At 62.4% G+C, this 22952-nt stretch carries 20 protein-coding genes and 2 tRNA genes; 12 read left to right on the top strand and 10 right to left on the bottom strand.

What is annotated here, in order from left to right; genetic code table 11:
- Positions 1-1380: 1380 nt before the first annotated feature.
- The 8 genes from PY310_RS04245 to rpmH all read right to left on the bottom strand — a co-directional run bounded on the left by PY310_RS04245 (position 1381) and on the right by rpmH (position 7084).
- Positions 1381-2673 (bottom strand): ParB/RepB/Spo0J family partition protein, encoded by a 1293-nt coding sequence (locus PY310_RS04245; protein ID WP_275212967.1) that lies wholly within the window; start codon positions 2671-2673, stop codon positions 1381-1383.
- Between the two features lie 66 nt (positions 2674-2739).
- Entirely contained in the window at positions 2740-3795 is a 1056-nt protein-coding gene (locus tag PY310_RS04240; protein WP_275212966.1) for a ParA family protein, read from the bottom strand.
- Positions 3796-3881: 86 nt separating this feature from the next.
- The gene (gene rsmG, locus PY310_RS04235) at positions 3882-4532 is read right to left on the bottom strand and encodes a 16S rRNA (guanine(527)-N(7))-methyltransferase RsmG (protein ID WP_275212965.1); all 651 of its coding nucleotides are present in this window, start codon (positions 4530-4532) and stop codon (positions 3882-3884) included.
- Positions 4533-4554: 22 nt separating this feature from the next.
- Positions 4555-5121 carry a Jag family protein gene (locus PY310_RS04230; RefSeq protein ID WP_275212963.1) on the bottom strand — a complete coding sequence of 189 codons (567 nt, stop codon included), beginning with the start codon at positions 5119-5121 and terminating at the stop codon, positions 4555-4557.
- Complete coding sequence (gene yidC, locus PY310_RS04225; protein ID WP_275212962.1) at positions 5121-6092, bottom strand: membrane protein insertase YidC; 972 nt, start codon at positions 6090-6092, stop codon at positions 5121-5123. Before yidC ends, PY310_RS04230 begins: the two co-directional genes overlap by 1 nt.
- 16 nt (positions 6093-6108) lie before the next feature.
- Positions 6109-6504: a membrane protein insertion efficiency factor YidD gene (yidD, locus tag PY310_RS04220; protein WP_275212960.1), complete on the bottom strand. Its 396-nt coding sequence runs from the start codon at positions 6502-6504 to the stop codon at positions 6109-6111.
- The gene (rnpA, locus tag PY310_RS04215; RefSeq protein ID WP_275212959.1) at positions 6497-6907 is read right to left on the bottom strand and encodes a ribonuclease P protein component; all 411 of its coding nucleotides are present in this window, start codon (positions 6905-6907) and stop codon (positions 6497-6499) included. Before rnpA ends, yidD begins: the two co-directional genes overlap by 8 nt.
- Positions 6908-6946: 39 nt before the next feature.
- Positions 6947-7084, bottom strand: coding sequence for a 50S ribosomal protein L34 (gene rpmH / locus PY310_RS04210; protein ID WP_003800212.1), 138 nt, complete (start codon positions 7082-7084; stop codon positions 6947-6949).
- A gap of 467 nt (positions 7085-7551) precedes the next feature.
- Between rpmH and dnaA the strand changes: the two genes are divergently transcribed.
- The 12 genes from dnaA to PY310_RS04150 all read left to right on the top strand — a co-directional run bounded on the left by dnaA (position 7552) and on the right by PY310_RS04150 (position 20808).
- Entirely contained in the window at positions 7552-8973 is a 1422-nt protein-coding gene (dnaA, locus tag PY310_RS04205) for a chromosomal replication initiator protein DnaA (RefSeq protein ID WP_275212956.1), read from the top strand.
- 526 nt (positions 8974-9499) lie between these two features.
- Complete coding sequence (dnaN, locus tag PY310_RS04200) at positions 9500-10624, top strand: DNA polymerase III subunit beta (protein ID WP_275212954.1); 1125 nt, start codon at positions 9500-9502, stop codon at positions 10622-10624.
- Positions 10625-10727: 103 nt separating this feature from the next.
- Positions 10728-11612, top strand: a complete 885-nt coding sequence (gene gnd / locus PY310_RS04195) for a phosphogluconate dehydrogenase (NAD(+)-dependent, decarboxylating) (RefSeq protein WP_275212952.1) — start codon at positions 10728-10730, stop codon at positions 11610-11612.
- 42 nt (positions 11613-11654) lie between these two features.
- On the top strand, positions 11655-12857 hold the full coding sequence (gene recF / locus PY310_RS04190; protein WP_275212950.1) for a DNA replication/repair protein RecF: 1203 nt from the start codon (positions 11655-11657) through the stop codon (positions 12855-12857).
- Positions 12850-13407, top strand: a complete 558-nt coding sequence (locus tag PY310_RS04185) for a DciA family protein (RefSeq protein ID WP_275212949.1) — start codon at positions 12850-12852, stop codon at positions 13405-13407. The genes recF and PY310_RS04185 overlap by 8 nt, the downstream gene beginning before the upstream one ends.
- A gap of 374 nt (positions 13408-13781) precedes the next feature.
- Complete coding sequence (gyrB, locus tag PY310_RS04180) at positions 13782-15866, top strand: DNA topoisomerase (ATP-hydrolyzing) subunit B (protein ID WP_275212948.1); 2085 nt, start codon at positions 13782-13784, stop codon at positions 15864-15866.
- A 60-nt stretch (positions 15867-15926) separates the two neighbouring features.
- Positions 15927-18605: a DNA gyrase subunit A gene (gene gyrA / locus PY310_RS04175; protein ID WP_275212945.1), complete on the top strand. Its 2679-nt coding sequence runs from the start codon at positions 15927-15929 to the stop codon at positions 18603-18605.
- Positions 18602-19276 carry a DUF3566 domain-containing protein gene (locus tag PY310_RS04170; protein WP_275212943.1) on the top strand — a complete coding sequence of 225 codons (675 nt, stop codon included), beginning with the start codon at positions 18602-18604 and terminating at the stop codon, positions 19274-19276. Before gyrA ends, PY310_RS04170 begins: the two co-directional genes overlap by 4 nt.
- 99 nt (positions 19277-19375) lie before the next feature.
- Positions 19376-19449, top strand: a tRNA-Ile gene (locus PY310_RS04165).
- 63 nt (positions 19450-19512) lie between these two features.
- Complete coding sequence (locus PY310_RS04160; RefSeq protein WP_342755733.1) at positions 19513-19635, top strand: DLW-39 family protein; 123 nt, start codon at positions 19513-19515, stop codon at positions 19633-19635.
- 72 nt (positions 19636-19707) lie between these two features.
- Positions 19708-19783 (top strand) — tRNA-Ala (locus tag PY310_RS04155).
- 71 nt (positions 19784-19854) lie between these two features.
- Complete coding sequence (locus tag PY310_RS04150; protein ID WP_275212941.1) at positions 19855-20808, top strand: DMT family transporter; 954 nt, start codon at positions 19855-19857, stop codon at positions 20806-20808.
- Positions 20809-20821: 13 nt separating this feature from the next.
- Here PY310_RS04150 and PY310_RS04145 read toward each other — a convergent pair whose 3' ends face one another.
- Together PY310_RS04145 and PY310_RS04140 are read right to left on the bottom strand one after the other, a co-directional pair.
- Entirely contained in the window at positions 20822-21697 is an 876-nt protein-coding gene (locus PY310_RS04145) for a glycosyltransferase family 2 protein (protein ID WP_275212939.1), read from the bottom strand.
- A gap of 135 nt (positions 21698-21832) precedes the next feature.
- Positions 21833-22813 (bottom strand): hypothetical protein, encoded by a 981-nt coding sequence (locus tag PY310_RS04140; protein WP_275212937.1) that lies wholly within the window; start codon positions 22811-22813, stop codon positions 21833-21835.
- Positions 22814-22952 lie beyond the last annotated feature (139 nt).

Raw genomic sequence — 22952 nt, 5'->3', positions numbered from 1 at the left:
AGGCTAGCGCGATGGGCCTGTGCTTAGCCGAAGGGCCTCAAGGCTCCTCCTGCCTCCCCCGGGGGGGGATGCCCGGCTTCGGGGTCTCCTCGAATGGTGTTGCCAATTGGAGCCTGTGCCCAGATAGCGGAAGAACTGGGAGGAGCGACTCCTTGATTCGACCCGCTACTGGGATGCTGCTATCAGTTCGCCTAGTGCCGCAAGCACTTCAACGGGCCAGCTGTATCCGTACCCAACCTCGAAGTCCTTTGCAACCGACAACGTAGCCCTGCGCGTCGGCAGATTGTTTCATGTGAAACATGAGCAACGCTCGCTGTCGGCAGCTCGGAACCTGGAAAGCCCAGGGTTCTGGGCTGGGTTGAGTACCGTGCGCTTGAGACGACAAGCGACAGCTATCTATCGGGGAACAACCGGCCTCCTGGCCATACTGAGCCGGAGGGTCCGCCACCTTCTTCGCTGGGCTGTTTACGTCATCGGCGCTCTCTATCCACCTTGAAAGAAGCGAGGCCTCATGGCCGTGCGGACTGGCTCCATGCTCCACCTTCGCGGAACAAAAGAGCGGCCCGTAGAATAGCGGGCCAAGTAGCTCCAGGTCATCTACCTGAACTCCAACACCAACAAGAACGGCAGTACGCGCAAAACGCCTGCACCAACACCTCCTGATTCTCTGATTCTGCCAGAGATTGTGTGCAGTCTTTTCGGTTGGTCTTGTGTCGGCCAGCCGACTTCGAGCATCAGTGTTTCACGTGAAACAGTGCGGCGCTTCCTTGTGAGACGCGAGGCCCTCAAGTTTTCGAACTCGCTCAGCTGGTCAGTCGAGGAACTGCCCATATCACAGATCGCCCGGACGCCCACAGCCCAAACCTCGGTCACGTGCCCCGCTCCCAGCACGTCACGGCCACGCCAGAACCAAAGACACAGCCATCACAGGGACAAAGCAGCCTCCCCTAGACGGCCGTGCGCATCTTTTGTTCCTAGGCCAAAACGCCACGTAAGCTCAGTAGGGCGGCATCATTCCAGGACACAAGGCAATCGCCAGCCCATCGGTATCCACCAGCCGAGTGAAACCAGTGTGATGTTGGAGTCGAGCCGATACGGCCAGCCGGCAACACGCCCTGCCGTCCGCCACTCCGGACCCACCCAGCGGCCGCACAAACAAAGCACGCGCGGCACGTCCATCGCGCCGCGTTCTCCGTTCCCAGCAAGAAGCACACTCCTCAAACACACCGGCGGCTCGTTTGGCCAATATCCGGACCCGCCCCGTAGCAGCTACCACAGCACAGCAGGCCAGGAGGACTCCCTGCCCCGCCGGGGAGGGGCGAGGACAAAACAAAGGGCCTGTTTCACGTGAAACAGGCCCTCGCAGCTTCGCGCTGTTTGCTAGTTATCTGATCCGGGAGCCAGAACATCCATGATCCGGTTCAAATCCTCAACACTGGCGAACTCAATGCTGACGCGGCCCTTTCGGACTCCCAAGGAAATTTTTACGTTGGTATCCAACCGGTCGGACAACGACGACGCCAGATAGTCCAGGCGCTCGTGACGGGCGCCCGGACGCGGGATGTTGTTTTTGGCTGGCTTTGCGGGATCCTGGTACAGCGTTACGGCCTCTTCGGTCGCCCGCACCGACATACCCTCAGCCACAATTTTCTGCGCGAGTCTTTCCATAGCTGCCGCGTCCGGCAAGGCGAGGAGCGCGCGGGCATGGCCGGCTGAAAGAACACTGGCCGCCACACGGCGCTGCACCAGGGGTGGAAGCTTCAGCAGGCGAAGGGTGTTGGACACCTGCGGGCGGGAACGGCCAATACGGTCCGCGAGCTGTTCGTGCGTCGTCCCGAAGTCTTCCAGCAGCTGCTGATACGCCGCCGCCTCTTCCAGGGGATTCAGCTGGCTGCGGTGCAGGTTTTCCAGGAGGGCATCCCGGAGAAGATCATCATCCGTGGTGTCCCGCACGATCGCGGGGATGGTCTCCAGCCCAGCGGCCTGGACAGCCCTCCAGCGGCGCTCACCCATGACCAGCTCAAAGGGTTCGCCACCAACTTCGGTTGATGTTCGGACCACAATTGGCTGGAGGACACCAATTTCGCGCACGGAGTGGATGAGTTCCGCCATGTCATCTTCATCGAAGACTGAGCGGGGCTGTTTGCGGTTCGGATGGATGTCGGTAACCGGGATCTCGGCAAACCGGACGCCTGGGACCTCAACCAGATCAACGCCGTTATCCTCGACGGCGCTTTCTTCCTTGGGAGCAGCCACCACTTTGTTAGTCCCAGTGGCATCCGCTGGTTCCGCCGGAACAGCTACGGCTTCATCGGACGTGGCTGCCGGGCGCCTCTTGGCCGGGGCCTTGGCCGGAGCTTTCGCGGACGCAGGTTCCGGGGCTGCCTTGCTGTTCGGCTTCGTAACCGCCCGGCTCTTTGGTTCGATCACGTCGGAAGTCAGCGGAGCGTCCTCGGTACGCTTTTCCTGCACCACAGCCAGCGGCGACCGAACGGACGAATCCGCTGACGCTTCACCGGCGTCCGCCGCGGAATCCACCTTCTTCCGCCCCTCAGGAAAGAACAGGTCGACGGGCCGCGATGCAGGTGTCCCGTTTCCCGACCCGTTGCCAGCGGCGGAACTTGGAATGAGTGCGCCAAGACCGCGGCCAAGGCCGCGTCGCTTTTCGCTCATGGATAAATCCCTCCGATGGAAGACTCCGGCGCTGCCGGACTCCGGTTGTTGCAGTTCTTGAAGATTCTAGCGCTCGGCGATTTCCGCTGCGGCTTCCAGATAGGACAGTGCGCCACTGGAGGAAGGATCGTATGTCATCACGGTCTGCTGGTAGCTCGGTGCTTCTGAAATGCGCACCGAGCGGGGTACCACGGCGCCCAGGACCTGGTCCGGGAAATGCTGCCGGACCTCGGCCGCAACCTGGGCTGCCAGGTTGGTACGGCCGTCGTACATGGTGAGGACGATGGTGGAAACCACCAGATCCGCGTTGAGGTGCTTTTGGATCATCTCGATGTTCTTCAGCAGTTGGCTGAGTCCCTCAAGCGCGTAGTACTCGCACTGGATCGGGATCAGCACCTCGCCGGCGGCACAGAAGGCGTTGACCGTCAGCAGGCCCAGGCTCGGCGGGCAGTCAATGAAGATGTAATCAAGACGCTCTTCACCATTCTTGGCACGGGTCTTGGCATAGACGTCGATGGCCCTGCGCAACCGCTGCTCACGGGCCACCAGGGAAACAAGCTCAATCTCGGCGCCGGCCAGGTGAATGGTTGCGGGCGCACAAATCAGGTTACCGATGTCCGGGCAGGGCGCAACGACGTCAGCCAGCGGGAAATCGTTGATCAGGACGTCGTAGATGCTGTCCACGTCGGCATGGTGCTCAACACCCAAAGCAGTGGAGGCGTTACCCTGCGGGTCAATGTCGATGACAAGCACGTTGAGGCCTGCGGCAGCCAGCGCCGCGGCAATGTTCACGGTAGTGGTTGTCTTACCCACTCCACCCTTCTGGTTGGATACAGTGAAAACCCTCGTCTTGTCCGGCTTGGGCAGTTTCCGGCCGACCAGACGCTCCCGGCGCTTGGTCTCATGCGCCAACTCACGGGCAATCGGGCTTGAGTCGTCCATGGTATCGATGACGTTTGTTTTGCCGCCCGACGTTTCACGTGAAACAGCTGCTACGGCTGCAACCGGATTTGGGTGATTCTCGCCGCGCACCGGTGCGGAACCCATGCCAGCAAAGGAACGTGCCGACCCCAAAGACACAAACGGGGGGATCCGTCGTGTGTGGGCTTCGCTACTGGTCACTGGGACACACTCACTCTCGTTCTGCTGTTCCTGCCGTTGTCTAGCCTAACCGCTTCGCCCAGCAGACCTAGGTTACCGGGCCAGGACTAGGCAATCTTTCGGGTCTTGTTCACTACGATCCGCACCACAGTCGTTGGCTCTTCCAGCAGGTTTTCACCCACCGTGAGCACGCTCGTCTGCACACCACCGAGTTTGCGGATCACCTTCGCGGCCTTCTCAATCTCTTCCCCGGCGCTGCGGCCCTTAATGGCCACAACCTCGCCGTGGCCGGCAAGCAGCGGAATCGTCAGACCAGCCAGGTTAGTCAGCGCAGACACTGCCCGCGCGGTCACCACATCCGCGTCCACCATGCCAACAGCCAGCTCCGCGCGGGTCCTCATCACAGTGACATTGGTCAGGCCCAGATCGTCCACCACTTCCTGGAGCCAGATGACGCGCCGCTCCAGGGGCTCGATCAGAGTGAGCTCAAGATCAGGCCGCGCAATGGCCAGACACAATCCCGGCAGACCTGCACCGCTTCCGACGTCGGCGACCCGGCTGCCCTGGGGGATCTCGCTTTCGATGACCGCACAGTTGAGCACGTGCCTGCTCCACAGGCGGGGAATCTCGCGGGGCCCGATCAGCCCGCGTTCCGTCCCCGATGTCGCGAGGTGTTCAACGTAGCGCTTGGCGAGGTCCAGGCGGTCGCCGAAGATCTTCTCAGCCGCCAGCAGCTCAGCTGCCGTGATATCAACCATGGTTAACGGGATCAGCAATTCTCTAGTCGGCGGATACGACGATGTGGCGGCCGGCGCCTTCGCCTTCGGACTCACTGACCAGGCCAAGGTCAGCAACGGCGTCGTGAACGATCTTTCGTTCGTAGGCACTCATCGGCTCCAGAGCCACGGCCTCACCCGTCTCCTTCACTTTGGCTGCTGCATCCTCAGCTATCTTCTGGAGGTGGCCGGCACGCTCCTGGCGGTAGCCATTGATGTCCAGCACCAGGCGTGAACGGTTCTCCGTCGCGGAGAGCACGGACAGCCGCGTGAGTTCCTGCAGGGCTTCTAGGACTTCTCCGTCCTCGCCCACCAGGCTGTCCAGGCTATCGGTCTCGTCCTCCGTGACGATCGAAATGTAGGTCCGTCCGTTCCGGACCTCGATGTCGATGTCACCGTCGATGTCGGCGATGTCGAGGAGCTCTTCCAAATAGTCTGCAGCGACGTCGCCTTCCTCCTCGAGGCGGCTGGCAGCGGAACCCTTGGGGTTGTCGTCAGTGTCCGTCGAGGCTTCGTCCTGATCGTCAATGATCTCGTCGGAAAGGGCGTTTTCAGTGCTTTCGGCTGACATTACTTTTTCTTCCTGTTCTTACGCTGGGGCTGGACACGCTGTCCCTTTTGCTCGATAACTGCCGCGGCGGCAGCTGCTTCCGCTTCGGCGTCGGCCTTTTTCCCGCCCAGAATGGGCAGGGCCGGCAGGCCCTTGGCCGCACGGCGCTCGGCGAGAGCCTTCGCAGCGGGCGACCCCGGCGTCGGCATCCGGCGGATAACGAAGAACTGCTGCGCCATGGTCCAGAGGTTGGTGGTGGTCCAGTAGATGAGGACACCGATCGGGAAGTTGATGCCGCCCACGCCGAACACGACCGGCAGGATGTAGAGCATCATCTTCTGTTGACGCATGAACGGGCTGGCCATGGCCTCTTCGGACATGTTCTTGGCCATGATCTGCTTCTGTGTGATGAACTGCGAGGCCGTCATGGCCAGGATCATCACGATGCTCAGGACAACCACGGAGACGTTGGTGGCCCCGCCATGCAGCAGCGCGGAGGACAGCGGCGCGCCGAAAATGCTCGATTCGTCGAACTGGATGACCTGTTCCTGGCTCATCGCGCCGATGCCCTTGCCCTGCGTCTTGGCATTGCTGATACCGGAAAGCACCTGGAACAGTGCGAAGAAGAACGGCATCTGGATCAGCATGGGCAAGCAGGCCGAGAACGGGTTGGTGCCGTGCTTCTTGTACATGGCCATCTGTTCCTGCGCCATGGCCTGGCGGGACAGCTGGTCGGTCTTGCCCTTGTACTTGTCCTGGAGTTTCTTCAGGTCGGGCTGGAGCAGCTGCATACCGCGCTGCGCCTTGATCTGCTTGACGAAAACGGGGATCAGCGCCGCACGGATCACCAGCACCAGGCCGATGATGGACAGCGTCCATGTCCAGCCGTTGGCCGCAGGCAGGCCAATGACAGTCAGGCCCTCATGGAATCCCACCATGATGACGGACACAAGCCACTTGAACGGAAACATGATTGTTTCAAAGAAGTCCATACGATATCCCTATTCGTCAGGCCGCAGTGCGGCCTTCTCCATCAGTCTGAGCAGCCAAGTACTTGTCCGGGTTGTTCAGGACAACAATTCTGGGGGTCCGGTTTTCAGGCCAGTGGCGGTGGCCGGCGGGGACATGGTCCACTCCGCCGGAGTTCCACGGATGGCAGCGCACCAGGCGCCGCGCTGCGAGCCACGTTCCTTTCACGGCCCCGTGGACCGTGATTGCCTCAAGCGCATAGGCCGAGCATGAAGGAAAGAAGCGGCATACCTGGCCGTACAAGGGCGAAATCACCTTGCGGTAGGCCATCAGCAGCAGGATAAGAATGTTTTTGGGCAGGTTCCAGATGAACGTGCCCACGGCGGTAACGCCGGGAAGAAGGTAGCGGACGACGGCGGCAGTCACCTTATGCACGCTGTGTCCCTTCCTGTGTTGTACCGGTTGAACCGCCTACAGCAGCCCGCGGAAGGCGGCTGCCCAACCGGCTCGTGGTCGATTCCAGTGCAGACCTATAGTCCGCCAGCAGTTGGTCCCAGCTGGCGTCCGCGGAAGCAGGCAGTGCCCGCACCACTATGGCGAAACCGGTACCATACTCGCTCAGCGAGCCGGCAGCGGCTTCTCTCAGTCTCCTCTTAACGCGGTTCCTGACCACAGCGTTCCCGACACCCTTGGAAACGATGAACCCGATCCGGCTGGGTTCGTCGGCAGTCAAGGCTGCCGCATATAACACTACGTTCCGGCGTCCATTGCGGACACCGGAACGTACGGTTGTTGAAAAATCAGTTGCAGTCCTTAAACGGTTACGGGTGGCCAGCACCTTAAACTCGCAAAGAAATGTAAACCGACGAGTCAGTTATTAGGCCGACAGCTCGGTGCGGCCCTTGCCACGACGGGCTGCCAGGATGGCGCGGCCGGCACGGGTACGCATACGAAGGCGGAAGCCGTGCTTCTTGGCTCGACGGCGGTTATTCGGCTGAAAAGTCCGCTTGCTCACGTTAGTTACTCCAGTGGATCAAAGGTGCGCCCACCCGATCAGTAATTGGGAAGAACTGGCCGACGCTAAGTTTTGTATATGCACGCTTCCCCCGGCTGCTCAAACGCAAGGCGTTGGAGAGATTCAGATGGGGACAGAAAGCGTACACAAAGGACTTCACAACACTAGGGCAAACGGCTTGCCAGAGTCAAACTGACGGGGGCCTCGGTGGGTGCCCGGGGCTGTGGCTAACGTGCCCCCACAGCCTGTGGATGAAGTGGCTCACACGGCCAGTTTTGGAACCACACCCGTGTAATTATCCACAAGCTACTTCCCAGCTATCTTCTGGCGTTTTGATCCCCTAGAGTGGCTCAGTAGCCGATTATCCACGGACTGTGCATAACCCTGTGGATGAAGCTGAACCAGACTCCTGGTTCCGGACTTGGGCTGCAACGTAATGCAGGCAAGCAAGTTTGAGGAACCGATTGATGACAGTAGACGAAGCCAACCACGCCAATACTGTCGGAAGTTCCTGGCGACGCGTGGTGAGCCTCCTCGAGCAGGATGACCGCGTTTCGCCTCGGCAGCGCGGATTCGTCATCCTGGCGCAGGCCCAGGGCCTGATCGGATCCACCCTCCTGGTAGCCGTCCCGAACGAACTGACCCGCGAAGTCCTGCAGACCCAGGTAAAAGAAGCCCTGGACGACGCCCTTCACAACGTCTTCTCGGAAGACATTCGTTGCGCCATCGATGTGGACACGGACCTTGTGCCCATCCATAAAGAGCCCGAACCCGTCGTCGAACCGTCCTATTCTGCGGATCAGCTGATCGAACAGAAGCCGCAGCCCATGCTGCCCAGCACATCCCACGAATTCGGCCGGCTGAATCCCAAATACGTCTTCGACACCTTCGTGATCGGCTCCTCCAACCGCTTTGCCCATGCTGCCGCCGTGGCTGTCGCCGAAGCGCCCGCCAAGGCGTACAACCCGCTGTTTATTTACGGTGACTCGGGTCTGGGCAAAACCCACCTCCTGCACGCGATCGGCCACTACGCCCGGCGGCTATACAGCGGAATCCGCGTTCGGTACGTGAATTCCGAGGAATTCACCAACGACTTCATCAACTCGATCCGCGACGACGAGGGTGCGAGCTTCAAGACCACGTACCGGAACGTGGATGTGCTGCTGATCGATGACATCCAGTTCCTCGCAGGCAAGGACCGGACCCTGGAAGAGTTCTTCCATACGTTCAACTCGCTGCACAACAACAACAAGCAGGTGGTCATCACCTCCGACCTGCCCCCCAAACAGCTTGCTGGCTTTGAGGACCGGATGAAGTCCCGTTTCGAATGGGGCCTGCTGACCGATATCCAGCCGCCGGAACTGGAAACCCGCATCGCCATCCTCCGGAAGAAGGCGCTCAGCGAAGGCCTCTCGGCGCCGGACGATGCGTTGGAGTACATCGCGTCCAAGATCTCCAGCAACATCCGCGAACTCGAGGGCGCCCTGATCCGCGTGACCGCGTTCGCCAGCCTGAACCGCCAGGCCGTCGACGTTGCCCTCGCGGAGATGGTCCTGAAGGACCTCATCACTGATGACGGCGCCCAGGAGATCACGTCGAGCCAAATCCTCATCCAGACAGCTGACTACTTCAAGCTCACCATGGAAGAGCTCTGCAGCAAGTCCCGGACCCGGACCCTGGTCACAGCCCGCCAGATCGCCATGTACCTCTGCCGTGAGCTGACCGACATGTCGCTGCCCAAGATCGGCCAGGAACTGGGCGGCCGCGACCACACCACGGTGATCCATGCTGACCGCAAGATCCGTGAGCTGATGGCTGAGCGCCGTGTGATTTACAACCAGGTCACCGAGCTCACCAACCGGATCAAACAGCAGCAGCGCGACTCCTGACCCGGCGCCTCCCTACCTTATTAACAGGTGCATGTGGATAACCCTGTGGATACTTAAGGGGACAACCCTGCTTAATGGGCTTAAAACCCTTAAGGCGCCTGTGGATCAGCAAAAACCCAAAAATTGTTATCCCCATCCACAGCCTGTTTAAAACTAGGCTCGCCCACAATGGATGAACAGGGCTTAACCGCTGGATCCTGCGGCCGGATCGAGTTATCCACAGTTTCCACAGGGGTTATTAACACTACTAATCCCAAGAAATTGATTTCCCTCAAACAACAATCTCGATCCGCACCCCGAACGGACCAGGGCCAGGTGGCCCCGGCGAGCCAGCCGGTACGGCCGGGGATGGGTTAATCCCCGGTCTTGCGGCTAAGCTGGCAGCAGCGCTCCCATCCTTGGGTTTCTTTGTGGTTCAGCACGCCGGGAACCATGCAGATTCCGTGGTTGGAGCGCGACTACTTTTAGGCTCCCTGAGGAGCTCGGGTTCAGATATGGCAGCAGCAATGAAAGGCGGCACCCTTCCGTGAAGTTCAGAGTCGAACGGGACGTCCTGGCAGAAGCCGTCACCTGGACAGCCCGGTCGTTATCTCCGCGGCCACCGGTTCCGGTGCTATCGGGTTTGCTCCTGAAGGCCGAAGCGGGCACCGTGAGCCTGTCGAGTTTTGACTACGAAACCTCGGCGCGGCTGGAAATTCCGGCTGACATCCACACCGAAGGGACCATCCTGGTTTCCGGCCGCCTCTTGGCTGACATCTGCCGGAGCCTTCCCTCCGCCCCCGTGGACGTGGAGACCGACGGCAACAAAGTCACGCTGACCTGCCGCCGCAGCAGCTTCCACCTGGCCACCATGCCCGAAGCTGAATATCCGCCCCTGCCGGCGCTGCCTGCCATCAGCGGTACGGTGCCGGGAGATTCGTTCTCCCAGGCGGTTTCCCAGGTCATTATTGCCGCCAGCAAGGATGACACCCTGCCGATTCTTACCGGCGTGCGGATGGAGATCGAGGACGATCTCATCACCCTTCTCGCAACGGACCGCTACCGTCTGGCCATGCGGGAAGTGCCGTGGAAGCCGGCAACTCCCGGCATTTCCACCAGCGCCCTGGTCAAGGCAAAGACCCTCAACGAAGTGGCCAAAACCCTCGGCAACAGCGGCGACATCAACCTCGCCCTGGCTGACGATGACAGCCGCCTGATCGGTTTCGAAAGCGGCGGACGGACCACCACGTCGCTGCTCGTGGACGGCGACTATCCAAAAATCCGTTCCCTGTTCCCGGATTCCACGCCCATCCACGCGACAGTGCAGACGCAGGAACTCGTGGAGGCAGTCCGCCGCGTTTCTCTGGTGGCTGAACGCAACACCCCGGTGCGCCTCGCGTTCACCGAAGGACTCCTGCACCTGGATGCCGGCACCGGCGAGGATGCCCAGGCCTCCGAAGAACTTGAGGCGCAGCTTTCCGGCGAGGACATCACCGTTGCCTTCAACCCGCACTACCTGGTGGAGGGGCTGGCGGTCATTGAAACCAAGTACGTCAGGTTCTCCTTCACCACGGCGCCGAAGCCGGCCATGATCACGGCCCAGGTGGATGCCGATGGTGAGGACCAGGATGACTACCGCTACCTCGTGATGCCCGTCCGCCTCCCCAACTAGGTAGCAGCAAGTGTCGTTATGGGCGTCCAAAACGACACTTGGTGCGACCTAGTTGGGATGACCCGTCCAACACCCGCCAACCCCGCGCAGAAAAGAGACTCACGTGCACATCGGACTCATCGGCCTTGGCAAAATGGGTTTCAACATGCGCGAACGGCTGCGCAAGGGTGGCATCGAGGTCACGGGCTTTGACCGCAACCCCGACGTCACCGATGTGTCATCCGTGGACGAACTCATCGCCGCCGTTCCGGCGCCGCGGCTCATCTGGGTCATGGTCCCGTCCGGCGAGATCACGGACGCCGTCATCACTGAGCTCGGGAACAAGCTCGACGCCGGTGACCTGGTGATCGACGGCGGCAACTCACGCTTCACCGAGGATCAGAAACATGCTGCCGCACTCGCGGCAAAAAGCATCCGCTTCGCGGACTGCGGTGTTTCAGGTGGTGTGTGGGGCCTGCAGAACGGCTACGGACTGATGGCCGGCGGCGATGCGGCCGACATCGAGTACGCGCTGCCGGTCTTTGATGCCCTCCGTCCCGAAGGCGAACGCGCCGACAGCTTTGTCCATGTGGGCGGGGTCGGCGCCGGACACTACGCAAAAATGGTCCACAACGGCATCGAATACGGCCTGATGCAGGCCTACGCCGAAGGCTACGAACTGCTGGCCGCCAAGGACATTGTGGATGACTTGCCCGGAACGTTCCGGGCCTGGCAAAAGGGCACAGTGGTCCGCTCCTGGCTGCTGGATCTGATGGTCAAGGCACTGGACGAAGATCCGGGACTGGCTTCCATTGATGACTACGTCGAGGATTCGGGCGAAGGCCGCTGGACCGTTGAGGAAGCGATCGCCAACGCCGTCCCTGCCCCCGCCATCACGGCAGCGTTGTTCGCCCGCTTCTCCTCCCGCGAGGACAACTCTCCCGCCATGCGGATGGTATCCGCCTTGCGGAACCAATTCGGCGGGCATGCCACCCGTCCCGCCAAATAGCCTCCACCCGGGAGCCTTGGTTCCCAGAATTCTGAAGACCGCGTGTACCTAGAACACCTTTCCCTGACCGATTTCCGCAGCTACGCCCAGGTTGACCTTGCCCTCGGCCCCGGCGTCACCGTGCTGGTGGGATCCAACGGAATCGGTAAAACCAACCTCATGGAGGCCATCGGCTACCTGGCCACCCTGAGCTCACACCGGGTCAGTTCAGACGGCCCGCTGCTCCGGTTCGGGACGGACCGTTCGCTGGTCCGGGCCAGGGTGGTCCGTGGTGAACAGACCACGGTGTTGGAACTGGAAATCAACGCCAGCCGAGCCAACCGGGGCCGGATCAACCGGAGCAACCCGGTCAGGGCCAGGGACCTGCTGGGAATCTGTCAGACAGTGCTTTTCGCTCCGGAAGACCTCGCGCTGGTCAAGGGAGATCCATCAAACCGGCGCCGTTTCCTGGATGAACTGCTGGTCAGCCTCATTCCACGGCACTCCGCCACCCGCACGGACTATGACAGGGTCCTCAAACAGCGCAACGCGCTCCTCAAATCCGCGCGGACCGGGAAGTTCACGCCCGCCCATGAAGCCACCCTTGACGTGTGGGACCAGCATATGGCCCGGGCCGGCGCCGAGTTGCTGCACGCGCGGCTTGAACTTGTCGAGCGGCTGCGTCCGCATCTGGCCAAGGCATACGCCCAGCTCACGGATGGTTCAAAGGAGGCCGGGGCCGTGTATCGGTCCACCCTCCAGACCCTGATGGACGACGACGGCGGTGCAGGGTTGGGTGCGGGCAGTGGATCTGCGGCAGCCGGGTCCGCCGCGGCAGAGGAACTGAGCTACCTGAGCGTCGAAGAACAGACGGAGCGTTACGTCCAGGCTTTTGCCGGCTCACGCCGGAAGGAACTGGAACGCGGAATTTCTCTCGTGGGGCCGCATCGGGATGAGCTGGAACTGATCCTCGGCGAGGCGCCCGCCAAAGGCTATGCCTCGCACGGTGAAACCTGGTCGATGTGCCTGTCCCTGCGGCTCGCTTCGTACTACGTGATGCTGGATGACGCCCGGACCGGCGGTTCGGCGCCCATCCTCATCCTGGACGATGTTTTTGCCGAACTCGATGTGCAGCGGCGGCGTAAACTGGCGGCAATAGTCTCCGGCGCGGAGCAGGTCCTGGTGACCGCCGCCGTCGACGCCGATATCCCGGCCGAACTGTCCGGCCGGCGGGTGAAGGTCATCCCGGGAGGAATCGATGAATAAGGATGAGAAGAACGGGCTGCAGCCCGGCCGCGATCCTGACAACATCGATGCCCCGCAGGCGGCACTGAACAGAATGCGCGAGGCAGCCGCCGCCCGCGGTGAAATCCGCCGCAGGTCATCTCCTCCTGCCGGGACCGCCAAGGCCAAACGCGGCATCAGGGACACCCGCGGATTCAGCCAGTTCCACGCCACCGGGCGGGATCCCCTGGGCCTCGGCAAAGTGGTGGGACGCCTCGTGGCCGAACGGGGATGGACCTCGCCGGTGGCCGTCGGCTCCGTCATGGCGGAGTGGGCCACCCTGGTGGGCCCGGAAATCTCCGCCCATTGCACGCCGGAAAGTTTCACCGACACCACCCTGCATGTGCGCTGTGATTCGACCGCCTGGGCCACGCAGCTGCGGCTGCTGAGCATCAGCCTGCTGGAGAAATTCCGCACGGAACTTGGCGACGGGGTGGTCACCAGCATCCAGGTACTGGGACCCACGGCACCCAGCTGGCGCAAGGGCGGCCGCACCGTCAACGGCCGGGGTCCGCGCGATACCTACGGTTAGCCGCCGTCGTCGGCTCTTGAATATTGGTCCGGCGGCGTGTAGGGCGCTCTAAGGGCCGAGGGGCGTATAGGCACCCGGAGGCGGGACCTTAAGGGCGCCCAAGCCGCGGTCAACGGCCTCACACGGGCACATCGGGGATGGGCATGGCCTCCAGAATGCGGGGTTGCGGCCTCTTTCACGGTAGAATCACAGTAGATAACTGGGCGCCGGCGAAACGTTGACTGTGTCCGTTTTCCGCGCGCACACAGCAGGCGGACTTCGGTTCTGCACGTCGATCCACTCGTCAGGGCCATCAGCTTGTGCCTGTCGGCGGCCGCTTTTCCTTGGGAGAGCAGACGCCGGCCATCATCGAAAAAGAGGAGTCGACAGCACCTGTGGCTAACGACAATACAGATACCCAGGCAGTGGAACGCACCGTGGAGGATATCCCCGACACTCCGGCGGAAGCGGTGACACCCCGGGAATACGGCGCAAGCGACATTACCGTCCTCGAAGGCCTTGAAGCCGTCCGGAAACGCCCGGGCATGTACATCGGCTCCACCGGACTGCGCGGCCTGCACCACCTGGTCTATGAAGTGGTGGATAACTCCGTCGACGAGGCGTTGGCCGGGTACTGCACGCACATTGAGATTGTCCTGCAGGCCGACGGCGGCGTGAAGGTCGTTGATAACGGTCGCGGAATCCCCGTGGATATGCACCCCACCGAGCACAAACCCACTGTTGAAGTGGTCATGACCATCCTGCACGCGGGCGGCAAGTTCGGCGGTGGCGGGTATGCAGTCTCCGGTGGCCTTCACGGCGTGGGCATCTCCGTGGTGAATGCGCTCTCCAGCCGGGTGGATACCGAGGTCCGCCGCCAGGGCCACGTCTGGCGGATGTCCTTCGCCGACGGCGGCAAGCCGCAGGGGAGCCTGGTCGAGGGTGAAGAGACCACCGAGACCGGCACCACGCAGACGTTCTACCCCGACGCGACCATTTTCGAATCCACCGAGTTCGATTTCGAGACACTCCGGGCACGCTTCCAGCAGATGGCCTTCCTGAACAAGGGCCTGCGCATCACCCTCACGGATGAGCGCCCGGCGGCCGCGAAGTCCGAGTCCGGGGACGATCTTGACCTGGACGGCGTTGTCACCGAGGGCGAAGTCCCCGCCGATTACCGCACCGTGGTGTACCAGTACAACGACGGCCTGCTGGACTACGTGAAACACCTGAACTCAGGCAAAAAGGTTGACGTTGTCCACGAGGACGTCATTGCCTTCGAAACTGAGGACAAGGAACGCAAGATCGCCCTGGAAATGGCGATGCAGTGGACCAACGCCTATTCCGAGAGCGTCCACACCTATGCCAACACCATCAACACCCACGAGGGCGGCACGCACGAAGAGGGTTTCCGGGCGGCGATGACCTCGCTCATCAACCGCTACGCGCGCGAAAAGAACATCATCAAGGAAAAGGATGACAACCTCACCGGTGACGACATTCGTGAAGGCCTGACCGCTGTCATCTCGGTAAAGCTGGCAGAGCCGCAGTTTGAGGGCCAGACCAAAACCAAGCTGGGCAACTCCGAGGTCAAGGGCTTCGTCCAACGCGTGGTCACTGACGGACTGGGCGATTGGCTGGAACGCAATCCCGGCCCGGCCCGGGACGTGATCCGCAAGGCCATTTCCGCGGCCCAGGCCCGGATGGCCGCCCGGAAGGCCCGCGACAACGCGCGGCGCAAGAGCCCGCTCGAGTCCTTCGGCATGCCCGGAAAACTGTCCGACTGCTCCTCGAAGGATCCTGCCCGTTGTGAGGTCTACATCGTGGAGGGCGATTCCGCCGGCGGTTCCGCCAAGCGCGGCCGCAACCCCGAGACCCAGGCCATCCTGCCCCTGCGTGGCAAGATCCTGAACGTGGAACGCGCCCGGCTGGACAAGGCCCTGGGCAACGCCGAGGTCCAGTCCATGATCACGGCGTTCGGTACCGGCATCGGCGAGGACTTCGACCTCAGCAAGTTGCGGTACCACAAGATCGTGCTGATGGCCGATGCTGACGTCGATGGCCAGCACATCACCACGCTGTTGATGACGCTCCTGTTCCGCTATATGCGTCCGCTCATCGAAAACGGCTACGTATACCTGGCGCAGCCCCCGCTGTACCGGATCAAGTGGTCCAACGCCCCGCACGATTACGTATTCAGCGACAAGCAGCGGGACGCCAAGCTGGTTTCCGGCCAGGCGGCCGGACGTCGTATTCCCAAGGACAACGGCATTCAGCGCTACAAGGGCCTGGGCGAGATGGATTACACCGAGTTGTGGGATACCACCATGGACCCGGACAACCGGACCCTGTTGCAGGTGACCATGGACGACGCCCTGGCCGCTGACCAGGTGTTCTCCACGCTCATGGGCGAGGACGTGGAGTCCCGCCGAAACTTCATCCAGCAGAACGCCAAGGACGTCAGGTTCCTGGATATTTAGCCGGTTTTACGGATAGATATTCCATTACCGACATATACCTGAAACGGAAAATATAAAACGATGAGTGACGAGACACCCGAGAACCCGGCGGATTCCGCTGACCTTCCGGAAGACGTGCTTGAAGGCGATCTGCTGATCGACCGTATTGAGCAGGTGGACCTTCAGACCGAAATGCAGCGGTCCTACCTTGACTATGCAATGGCCGTTATTGTGGGCCGCGCCCTGCCGGACGTACGCGACGGATTGAAGCCCGTGCACCGCCGTGTGCTGTACGCGATGTTCGACGGCGGATACCGCCCCGAGCGTTCCTTCAACAAGTGCGCCCGCGTGGTGGGCGAAGTCATGGGCCAGTACCACCCCCATGGTGACACCGCCATTTACGATGCCCTGGTCCGCCTGATCCAGGACTGGACCATGCGCTACCCGTTGGCGCTGGGCCAGGGAAACTTCGGCTCGCCCGGCAATGACGGCGCTGCGGCCCCCCGGTACACCGAAACCAAAATGGCCCCGCTGGCTATGGAGATGGTCCGGGACATCGACGAGGAAACCGTCGACTTCCAGGACAACTACGACGGCAAAAACCAGGAACCCACCATCCTGCCGGCACGTTTCCCCAACCTCCTGGTCAACGGCTCCTCCGGCATCGCCGTGGGCATGGCCACCAACATCCCGCCGCACAACCTGCGCGAGGTGGCGGACGGGGTCCAGTGGTACCTTTCGAACCCGACAGCCACCCGCGAGGAGCTCCTCGAAGAGCTGCTCCTGCGCATCAAGGGGCCGGACTTCCCCACGGGGGCAACCATCCTGGGCCACAGGGGCATTGAGGATGCGTACCGAACCGGCCGGGGGTCGGTCACCATGCGCGCGGTGGTCAACGTTGAGGAACTCCAGGGCCGCACCTGCCTGGTGGTGACCGAACTGCCGTACCAGGCCAACCCGGACAACCTGGCCATCAAGATTGCCGAGCTGGTCAAGGACGGCAAAATCTCCGGCATCGCCGATCTCCGCGACGAAACCTCCGGCCGTACCGGCCAGCGCCTGGTCATCGTGCTCAAGCGCGATGCCGTGGCCAAGGTGGTGCTGAACAACCTTTACAAGCACACCGAACTGCAGAGCAATTTCTCGGCCAACATGCTCGCGATCGTGGACGGGGTTCCGCGCACGCTGAGCCTGGACGCGTTCATCCGCCACTGGGTAACGCACCAGATGGACGTCATCGCACGCCGTACCCGGTACCGCCTGCGCAAGGCTGAGGAAGAGGCGCACATCCTGCGCGCGCTTCTGAAGGCACTGGACATGCTGGACGAAGTGATCGCCCTGATCCGTGCGTCCAACACCACCGAAGCAGCACGCGACGGCCTCATGCAGCTGCTTGACATCGATGAGCTGCAGGCCCGCGCCATCCTGGACATGCAGCTGCGCCGCCTGGCCGCCCTGGAGCGCCAGAAAATTCAGGACCGCCACACCGAACTTGAAGCCCTGATCGCCGAGTACAACTCGATCCTGGCCTCCGAGGAACGCCAGCGCGAGATCATCAGCACGGAGCTCGGCGAGATCGTGGCCAAACACGGCGATGACCGCCGCACGAGGATCCTGATGGGGTTCGACGGCGACATGTCCATCGAGGACCTCATCCCCGAAGAGGAAATGGTTGTCACCATTACCCGCGGCGGCTACGTCAAGCGCACCCGCAGCGACAACTACCGTTCCCAGCAGCGCGGCGGCAAGGGCATCAAGGGCGCCCAGCTGCGCGGCGACGACGTAGTGGAGCATTTCTTTGTCACCACCACCCACCATTGGCTCCTCTTCTTCACCAACCTGGGCCGCGTCTACCGCGCCAAGGCCTATGAGCTGGTGGAAGCCGGCCGTGACGCCAAGGGACAACACGTCGCCAACCTGCTGGCCTTCCAGCCGGACGAACACATCGCCCAGGTCCTGGACCTCAAGGACTACCAGCAGTCCCCGTACCTGGTGCTCGCCACCAAGCGCGGCCTGGTCAAGAAGACGCGGCTGGAGGATTACGACACCAACCGCTCCGCCGGCGTGATCGCGATCAACCTGCGCGACGGGGACGAACTGGTTTCGGCCCAGCTGGTGTCCGAAACGGATGACCTCATGCTCGTGTCACGCATGGGCCAGTCCATCCGCTTCACCGCCACCGATGATGCGCTTCGCCCCATGGGCCGGGCGACGTCGGGCGTGACCGGCATGAAATTCCGGGAGGATGATGAACTGCTGGCCGCGGATGTGGTCACCGACGGTTCCTTTGTCTTCATTGTTACCGAGGGCGGCTACGCCAAACGGACTGCCGTGGAGGAGTACCGCCTGCAGGGCCGTGGCGGCCTGGGCATCAAGGTAGGCAAGTACCAGGAGGAACGCGGTCACCTTGTCGGCGCCCTGATTGTCCAGGAAGAGGACGAGGTCCTGGTGGTCATGGAAGGCGGCAAGGTGGTTCGTTCATCGGTCGCCGGCGTGCCGGCAAAGGGCCGTGACACCATGGGTGTCATCTTCGCCAAACCGGACAAGAATGACCGCATTATTGAGGTGGCGCGGAACAGCGAACGTGGTCTCGAGGGCGAGGAATCCCCGGAGGATGACGTAACGTTGGCTGATGACGGCGGGTCCCCGGAGGGAGCCGCGGAGTCAGTGTCAGCACCAGAATCATCACCGGCTGTTGAGTCAGAGGACGCCTCCGGCGACGCTGAGCCGAACGAAGACTACACCGGAGGTAACGAGTGAGTAATCCCGACTCATATCCCAAGCCGAACAGCACCGTCCCCGGCGGTACGCCGCCGCCCGCGGCCGCCCCCCGGGTCAACGCGCCTGTACGTCCGCAGCAGCGTCCCGCAGCCCCTGCCGGGTCCCCTGGTCAGCGCCCGGCTGCACCCGGCCAGCGCCCCGCCGGTGCGGGCCAGCCCGGGCAGCGCCCGGCCCAGGGTCAGCCCGCTCAGCGCCCCGTCCAGGGCCAGCGCCCTGCTGGGGCCGGCCAGCGGCCAGCGCCCGTCCAGGGCCAGCCCGGCCTGGTTAAGCCCGCCCCCAAGGCCAAGGTCAGGCGGGCCCGGCTGCTGGTCAGCAAGGTGGACCCCTGGTCGGTCCTGAAAATGGCCTTCCTGCTGTCTGTGGCGCTGGGAATCGTCACCGTGGTGGCGGCCATCGTCCTATGGACTGTTTTGGACCTCACGGGGATCTTTGCTCAAGTGGACAGCCTCCTGGGCACTCTGCAAGGTTCGGAAGGCGGCGGCTTCGAACTCAAGAAGGTGGCGTCCCTGGGCCAGGTGGCTTCCTTTGCCACCATCATCGCCGTGGTGAATGTTGTCCTGCTGACGGCGCTGTCCATGCTCTCAGCAGTGCTGTACAACATCTCCGCCACCCTGGTGGGCGGCATTGGCGTGACCCTTACGGACGACTGAAATCCCTTATTTTCACCGGGAATTCTCCGGTGAAATGCCTCGATTTGAGATCGGGCCGGGATGTGCTGTAAAGTCATGTCTCGGCCCGATGAGGCATCGGGGCGTATAGCTCAGGCGGTTAGAGCGCTTCGCTGATAACGAAGAGGTCCCAGGTTCAAGTCCTGGTACGCCCACGGAATTTGTGCAGGTTTCATGGAAGGTTCGGTTTGCTTCACGGCAGGCAGAGCCGGAACGGGGTGCATGTGAAGAGGTTGCTGGTACTCGCAGCTGCGATCGCAGGCGTCCTGCTCTACAGGAAAGCACACGAATCCGAAGCCCGGAAAACGGTTTGGAGTAATTCAACCGATCAGGTCGAATAGGCCGCCGTACCGGACCGGAAGCTGGCTAAAGGCTCCACGGTTCTACGGTATGATTGACGGGTTGCTTCTTATGGGGGCATGGCGCAATTGGTAGCGCACCTGCTTTGCAAGCAGGGGGTTCGGGGTTCGAGTCCCCGTGCCTCCACCATAAGGGAGTCCCGGACAGCGGAAACGCTGTCCGGGACTTTTTCGTTTGTGGCCAACCAGTAGGGTGAAAAAGTGAACCTCCTTCTAGCAGCCCTTGGTGTGTTGGGTGTGGCCTCATCCGGGCCCCTGATCGCTGCCACGCTCGGCGCCACCACCGTCAGCGCCCTGGCCATCGCCTTCTGGCGCAACGCCATCGGGGCTGCCGTGATGGCCACACCCACCCTGGTCCGCGAACCGCGGCAGTTTGGCCGGATCACGGGCGCCGAATTCCGCTGGTCCCTGCTGGCTGCGGCAGCCCTGGCCCTGCACTTCGCCTGCTTCATCACCTCACTCCAACTCACCTCTGTTGCCGCAGCCACCGCATTGGTCTGCCTGCAGTCTGCGTGGATCGCCGTTTTCCAGCTCTTCCGCGGGACCAGGCACCGGTGGCAGGTCCTGGCCGGGCTGGGCATTGCTCTGGGCGGCGTCGTCACCATTACCGGGTTCGACATGGGTTCCTCACCGGACGCGTTCCTGGGCGACGTCCTGGCTGTCGCTGGAGGGGCCCTGGCCGGCCTCTACACCCTCGCCGGCGGCAAGGCCCGCCAGACCATGACAACCGGCACCTACACCACACTCTGCTACGGCATGTGCGCGGCCTTCGTGGCGGTGCTCGCTCTGTTCAGCGGGCAGCCTCTGGCAGGGTTCGACGCCGTTGGCTGGCTGGGGATCCTGGCCATCACCGTGTGTGCCCAACTGGTTGGCCATACCGCCTTTAATCACCTGCTCGCCACCATGAGCCCGCTGCTGGTATCCATGATCATCCTGCTGGAGATTCCCGGCGCTGCGCTGCTGGCAGCGGTCTTCCTCCACGAAACACTGCCCGCAGGCACCTATGCCGGCCTGGCCCTCATCCTTGCGGGCCTGGCGGTTGTGGTGATGGGACAGCGCTCCGGAGTGGGCCGCAGGCGCACGGCAACTGCCGGGGAAGGCACCGGGGCGGACGAACCGCCGTCGGAGCGGCTGGCTGAACTCGGCACCGACTGACGATGCGGCGGAATTACTGGCCGCCGCGGCGGACGGGCTGGGCCGTGTTGACCGTGTGGATGGCCCGCAGGAGCTTGGCCGGGAAGTAGACGGAGAAAAAGACCACCATGGGAGCCTTCAGCGCCATCTTCTTGACGTTGTGCGCCTTGTAGGTGCGGTCGAAGCGGGTCACGTAGTACCGGTAGTCACGGGGTGAATCCTCCAACCGGCGGGCGGACATACCGGAAACCATCTGAGGCCAGTACTGGACTTTGAGGTCGTGATCGGCGAGATGCAGGGAGAGGTCGATGTCCTCATGCATTTCGTCCTTCTCATCCCGGCAGGTTTCGTCCCGGATGGCGACCCAGGCGGTGGCGCGCAGGGCCATGTTGGATCCGAACAGGAAATGGTACTGGTGCTTGGCCAGCTTCAGCATCATCTGGCGCATCTTGTCATCGGCCTTCAGGCCGAAACGCCGCATCGGCATGTCGTAATAGACCACCGGTCCGGTTGCCGCCTGCACCGAGGGATCCTGAAACGCTTTCCCGACCTGCTCCACCCAGTCGGGCTCCAGGACGGAATCGGCATCGATGCGGCCCAGGATCTCGCCGGTGGCGTGGTTCAGGCCGAAATTCCGGGTGGGAATCAGGCCCTGGTCCTGGTCCTGGCTGAGCAGGACGATGGGACTTTCCGGGTACTCCAGCTGCATTTGCGCCACAATGGCGGCGGTGCGGTCTGTGGAGAGATTGTCCACCACGATGATTTCGTGGGCCGGCACCGACTGGTATACGGCAGCGATAAGGCACTGCCGGATGACACTTTCCTCGTTGTAAGCCGGGATGACAATGGACACGCGGGGCAACTCTGCTGTGTCGTTCAAGGCATCCCCAGAAGATTGATCGGCTGACATCAGTCCAAATTTAGCACCGATCGATGTCCGCCCCACCGGTAACGGGCCGGAGACCGGACAAACTCTGGGGAAACAGTGAAGGGGCCCCGCCGTTGCGGAGCCCCTTCACCGGTCGGCGCTGCAGCGCCGGATTACTTAGACGTTCTTGTCTGAGACGCCGTTCATGTTGGACGCAATGTTCTTCATGGCTGTCTTGGCGTCCGTGGAAGCGTTGGAGGCGGCCTCCTCCGATTCGTCGGCGAGGTGCTTCGCCTTGTCGCCGGCCTCGTCCCCGGCTGCCGGGGCGTCACCTGCAACGTCCTGTACCTTCTCAGCAGCAGCCCCGGCCACCGTGGTGGTGGCGGCAGCGGCCTTGCTGGCGGCATCATCGGCAGTATCCTTGGCATCGTTCACGGTGGTGGCCGGAACGGGAGCAGGAGTCGGGGTGACAGGCGACGGCGTCTTCCACGGGTCCTCGACGGGCTTGGATGCCTTCCAAGCCGCCACACCGGCCGCCACTGCAGCGGCGATGATGCCGAACACCAGCCAGCCGCGCTTCTTGGGCTTCTGGGGCTCCGCGATCTGCAGACCCACCGCCTTACCGGCTCCGTGCGCGGCGGCCCGCAGCTGGGTGCCGGCCGTTTGGGCCTGCTCCTGGAGCGTGTGCACAACTCCGGAGTCGGTGAGTCGCTTGGCCACGGCGTCCACATGGGTGGGAGCGCTCTCCAGGGTGCGGTGGACGGCGTCGGAGGCGTGGCCGATCTGGTCCGAAAGACGCGGGAGATACTCTGCCACAACACGGTCCCGGGCATTCAGGATGACGGGGGCTGCCTTGTCCACGGCCTCGTGCAGGCGCGGAGTGGTGCCTTCAACGGCATCTGAGATTTTGGGGGCAAGCTGCGCCAGGCCATCCTGGATGCGCGGCGTTACGGTAGCAACGCCGTCGGCCAGGTTGTGGGCAGCGGTCTTGAGCCCTTCCTGAATCCTGGGAGAAGCGGTATCCAGGCTGTGCTGCAGGCGCGGAACCGCCCAGTCCACGGCTGCTTCCACGCGGGGGGATGCCCAGTCCTTCGCATACTCAACTGCGTTGTTGACTGACTGTTCAAGGTCACGGGCAATACGATCCGATTTCTTCACAACTACCTCCCGATTAATGTGACGGTTCTGTTGTTAGCCTACGTGGATTGGCTAGCACGGGCTATTCTTCCGGTCGATTTGGAGCCGATTTCACCCAACGCGGAACTACCGGTGTCACAGCTTCCGCGTTGACCCGTCG

The sequence above is a fragment of the Pseudarthrobacter naphthalenicus genome, from assembly GCF_029076445.1.
GTDB lineage: Bacteria > Actinomycetota > Actinomycetes > Actinomycetales > Micrococcaceae > Arthrobacter > Arthrobacter naphthalenicus.
Note: the sequence above shows the minus strand (reverse complement) of the source record. Positions and strands in the feature narration are given on the sequence as shown.

Bases quoted from the DNA above. Each gene is read 5' to 3' on its own strand.
- PY310_RS04245 (WP_275212967.1), bottom strand. From the start codon at position 2,673: ATGAGCGAAAAGCGACGCGGCCTTGGCCGCGGTCTTGGCGCACTCATT.
- rsmG (WP_275212965.1), bottom strand. From the start codon at position 4,532: ATGGTTGATATCACGGCAGCTGAGCTGCTGGCGGCTGAGAAGATCTTC.
- PY310_RS04230 (WP_275212963.1), bottom strand. From the start codon at position 5,121: ATGTCAGCCGAAAGCACTGAAAACGCCCTTTCCGACGAGATCATTGAC.
- yidC (WP_275212962.1), bottom strand. From the start codon at position 6,092: ATGGACTTCTTTGAAACAATCATGTTTCCGTTCAAGTGGCTTGTGTCC.
- dnaA (WP_275212956.1), top strand. From the start codon at position 7,552: ATGACAGTAGACGAAGCCAACCACGCCAATACTGTCGGAAGTTCCTGG.
- PY310_RS04185 (WP_275212949.1), top strand. From the start codon at position 12,850: ATGAATAAGGATGAGAAGAACGGGCTGCAGCCCGGCCGCGATCCTGAC.
- gyrA (WP_275212945.1), top strand. From the start codon at position 15,927: ATGAGTGACGAGACACCCGAGAACCCGGCGGATTCCGCTGACCTTCCG.
- PY310_RS04145 (WP_275212939.1), bottom strand. From the start codon at position 21,697: ATGTCAGCCGATCAATCTTCTGGGGATGCCTTGAACGACACAGCAGAG.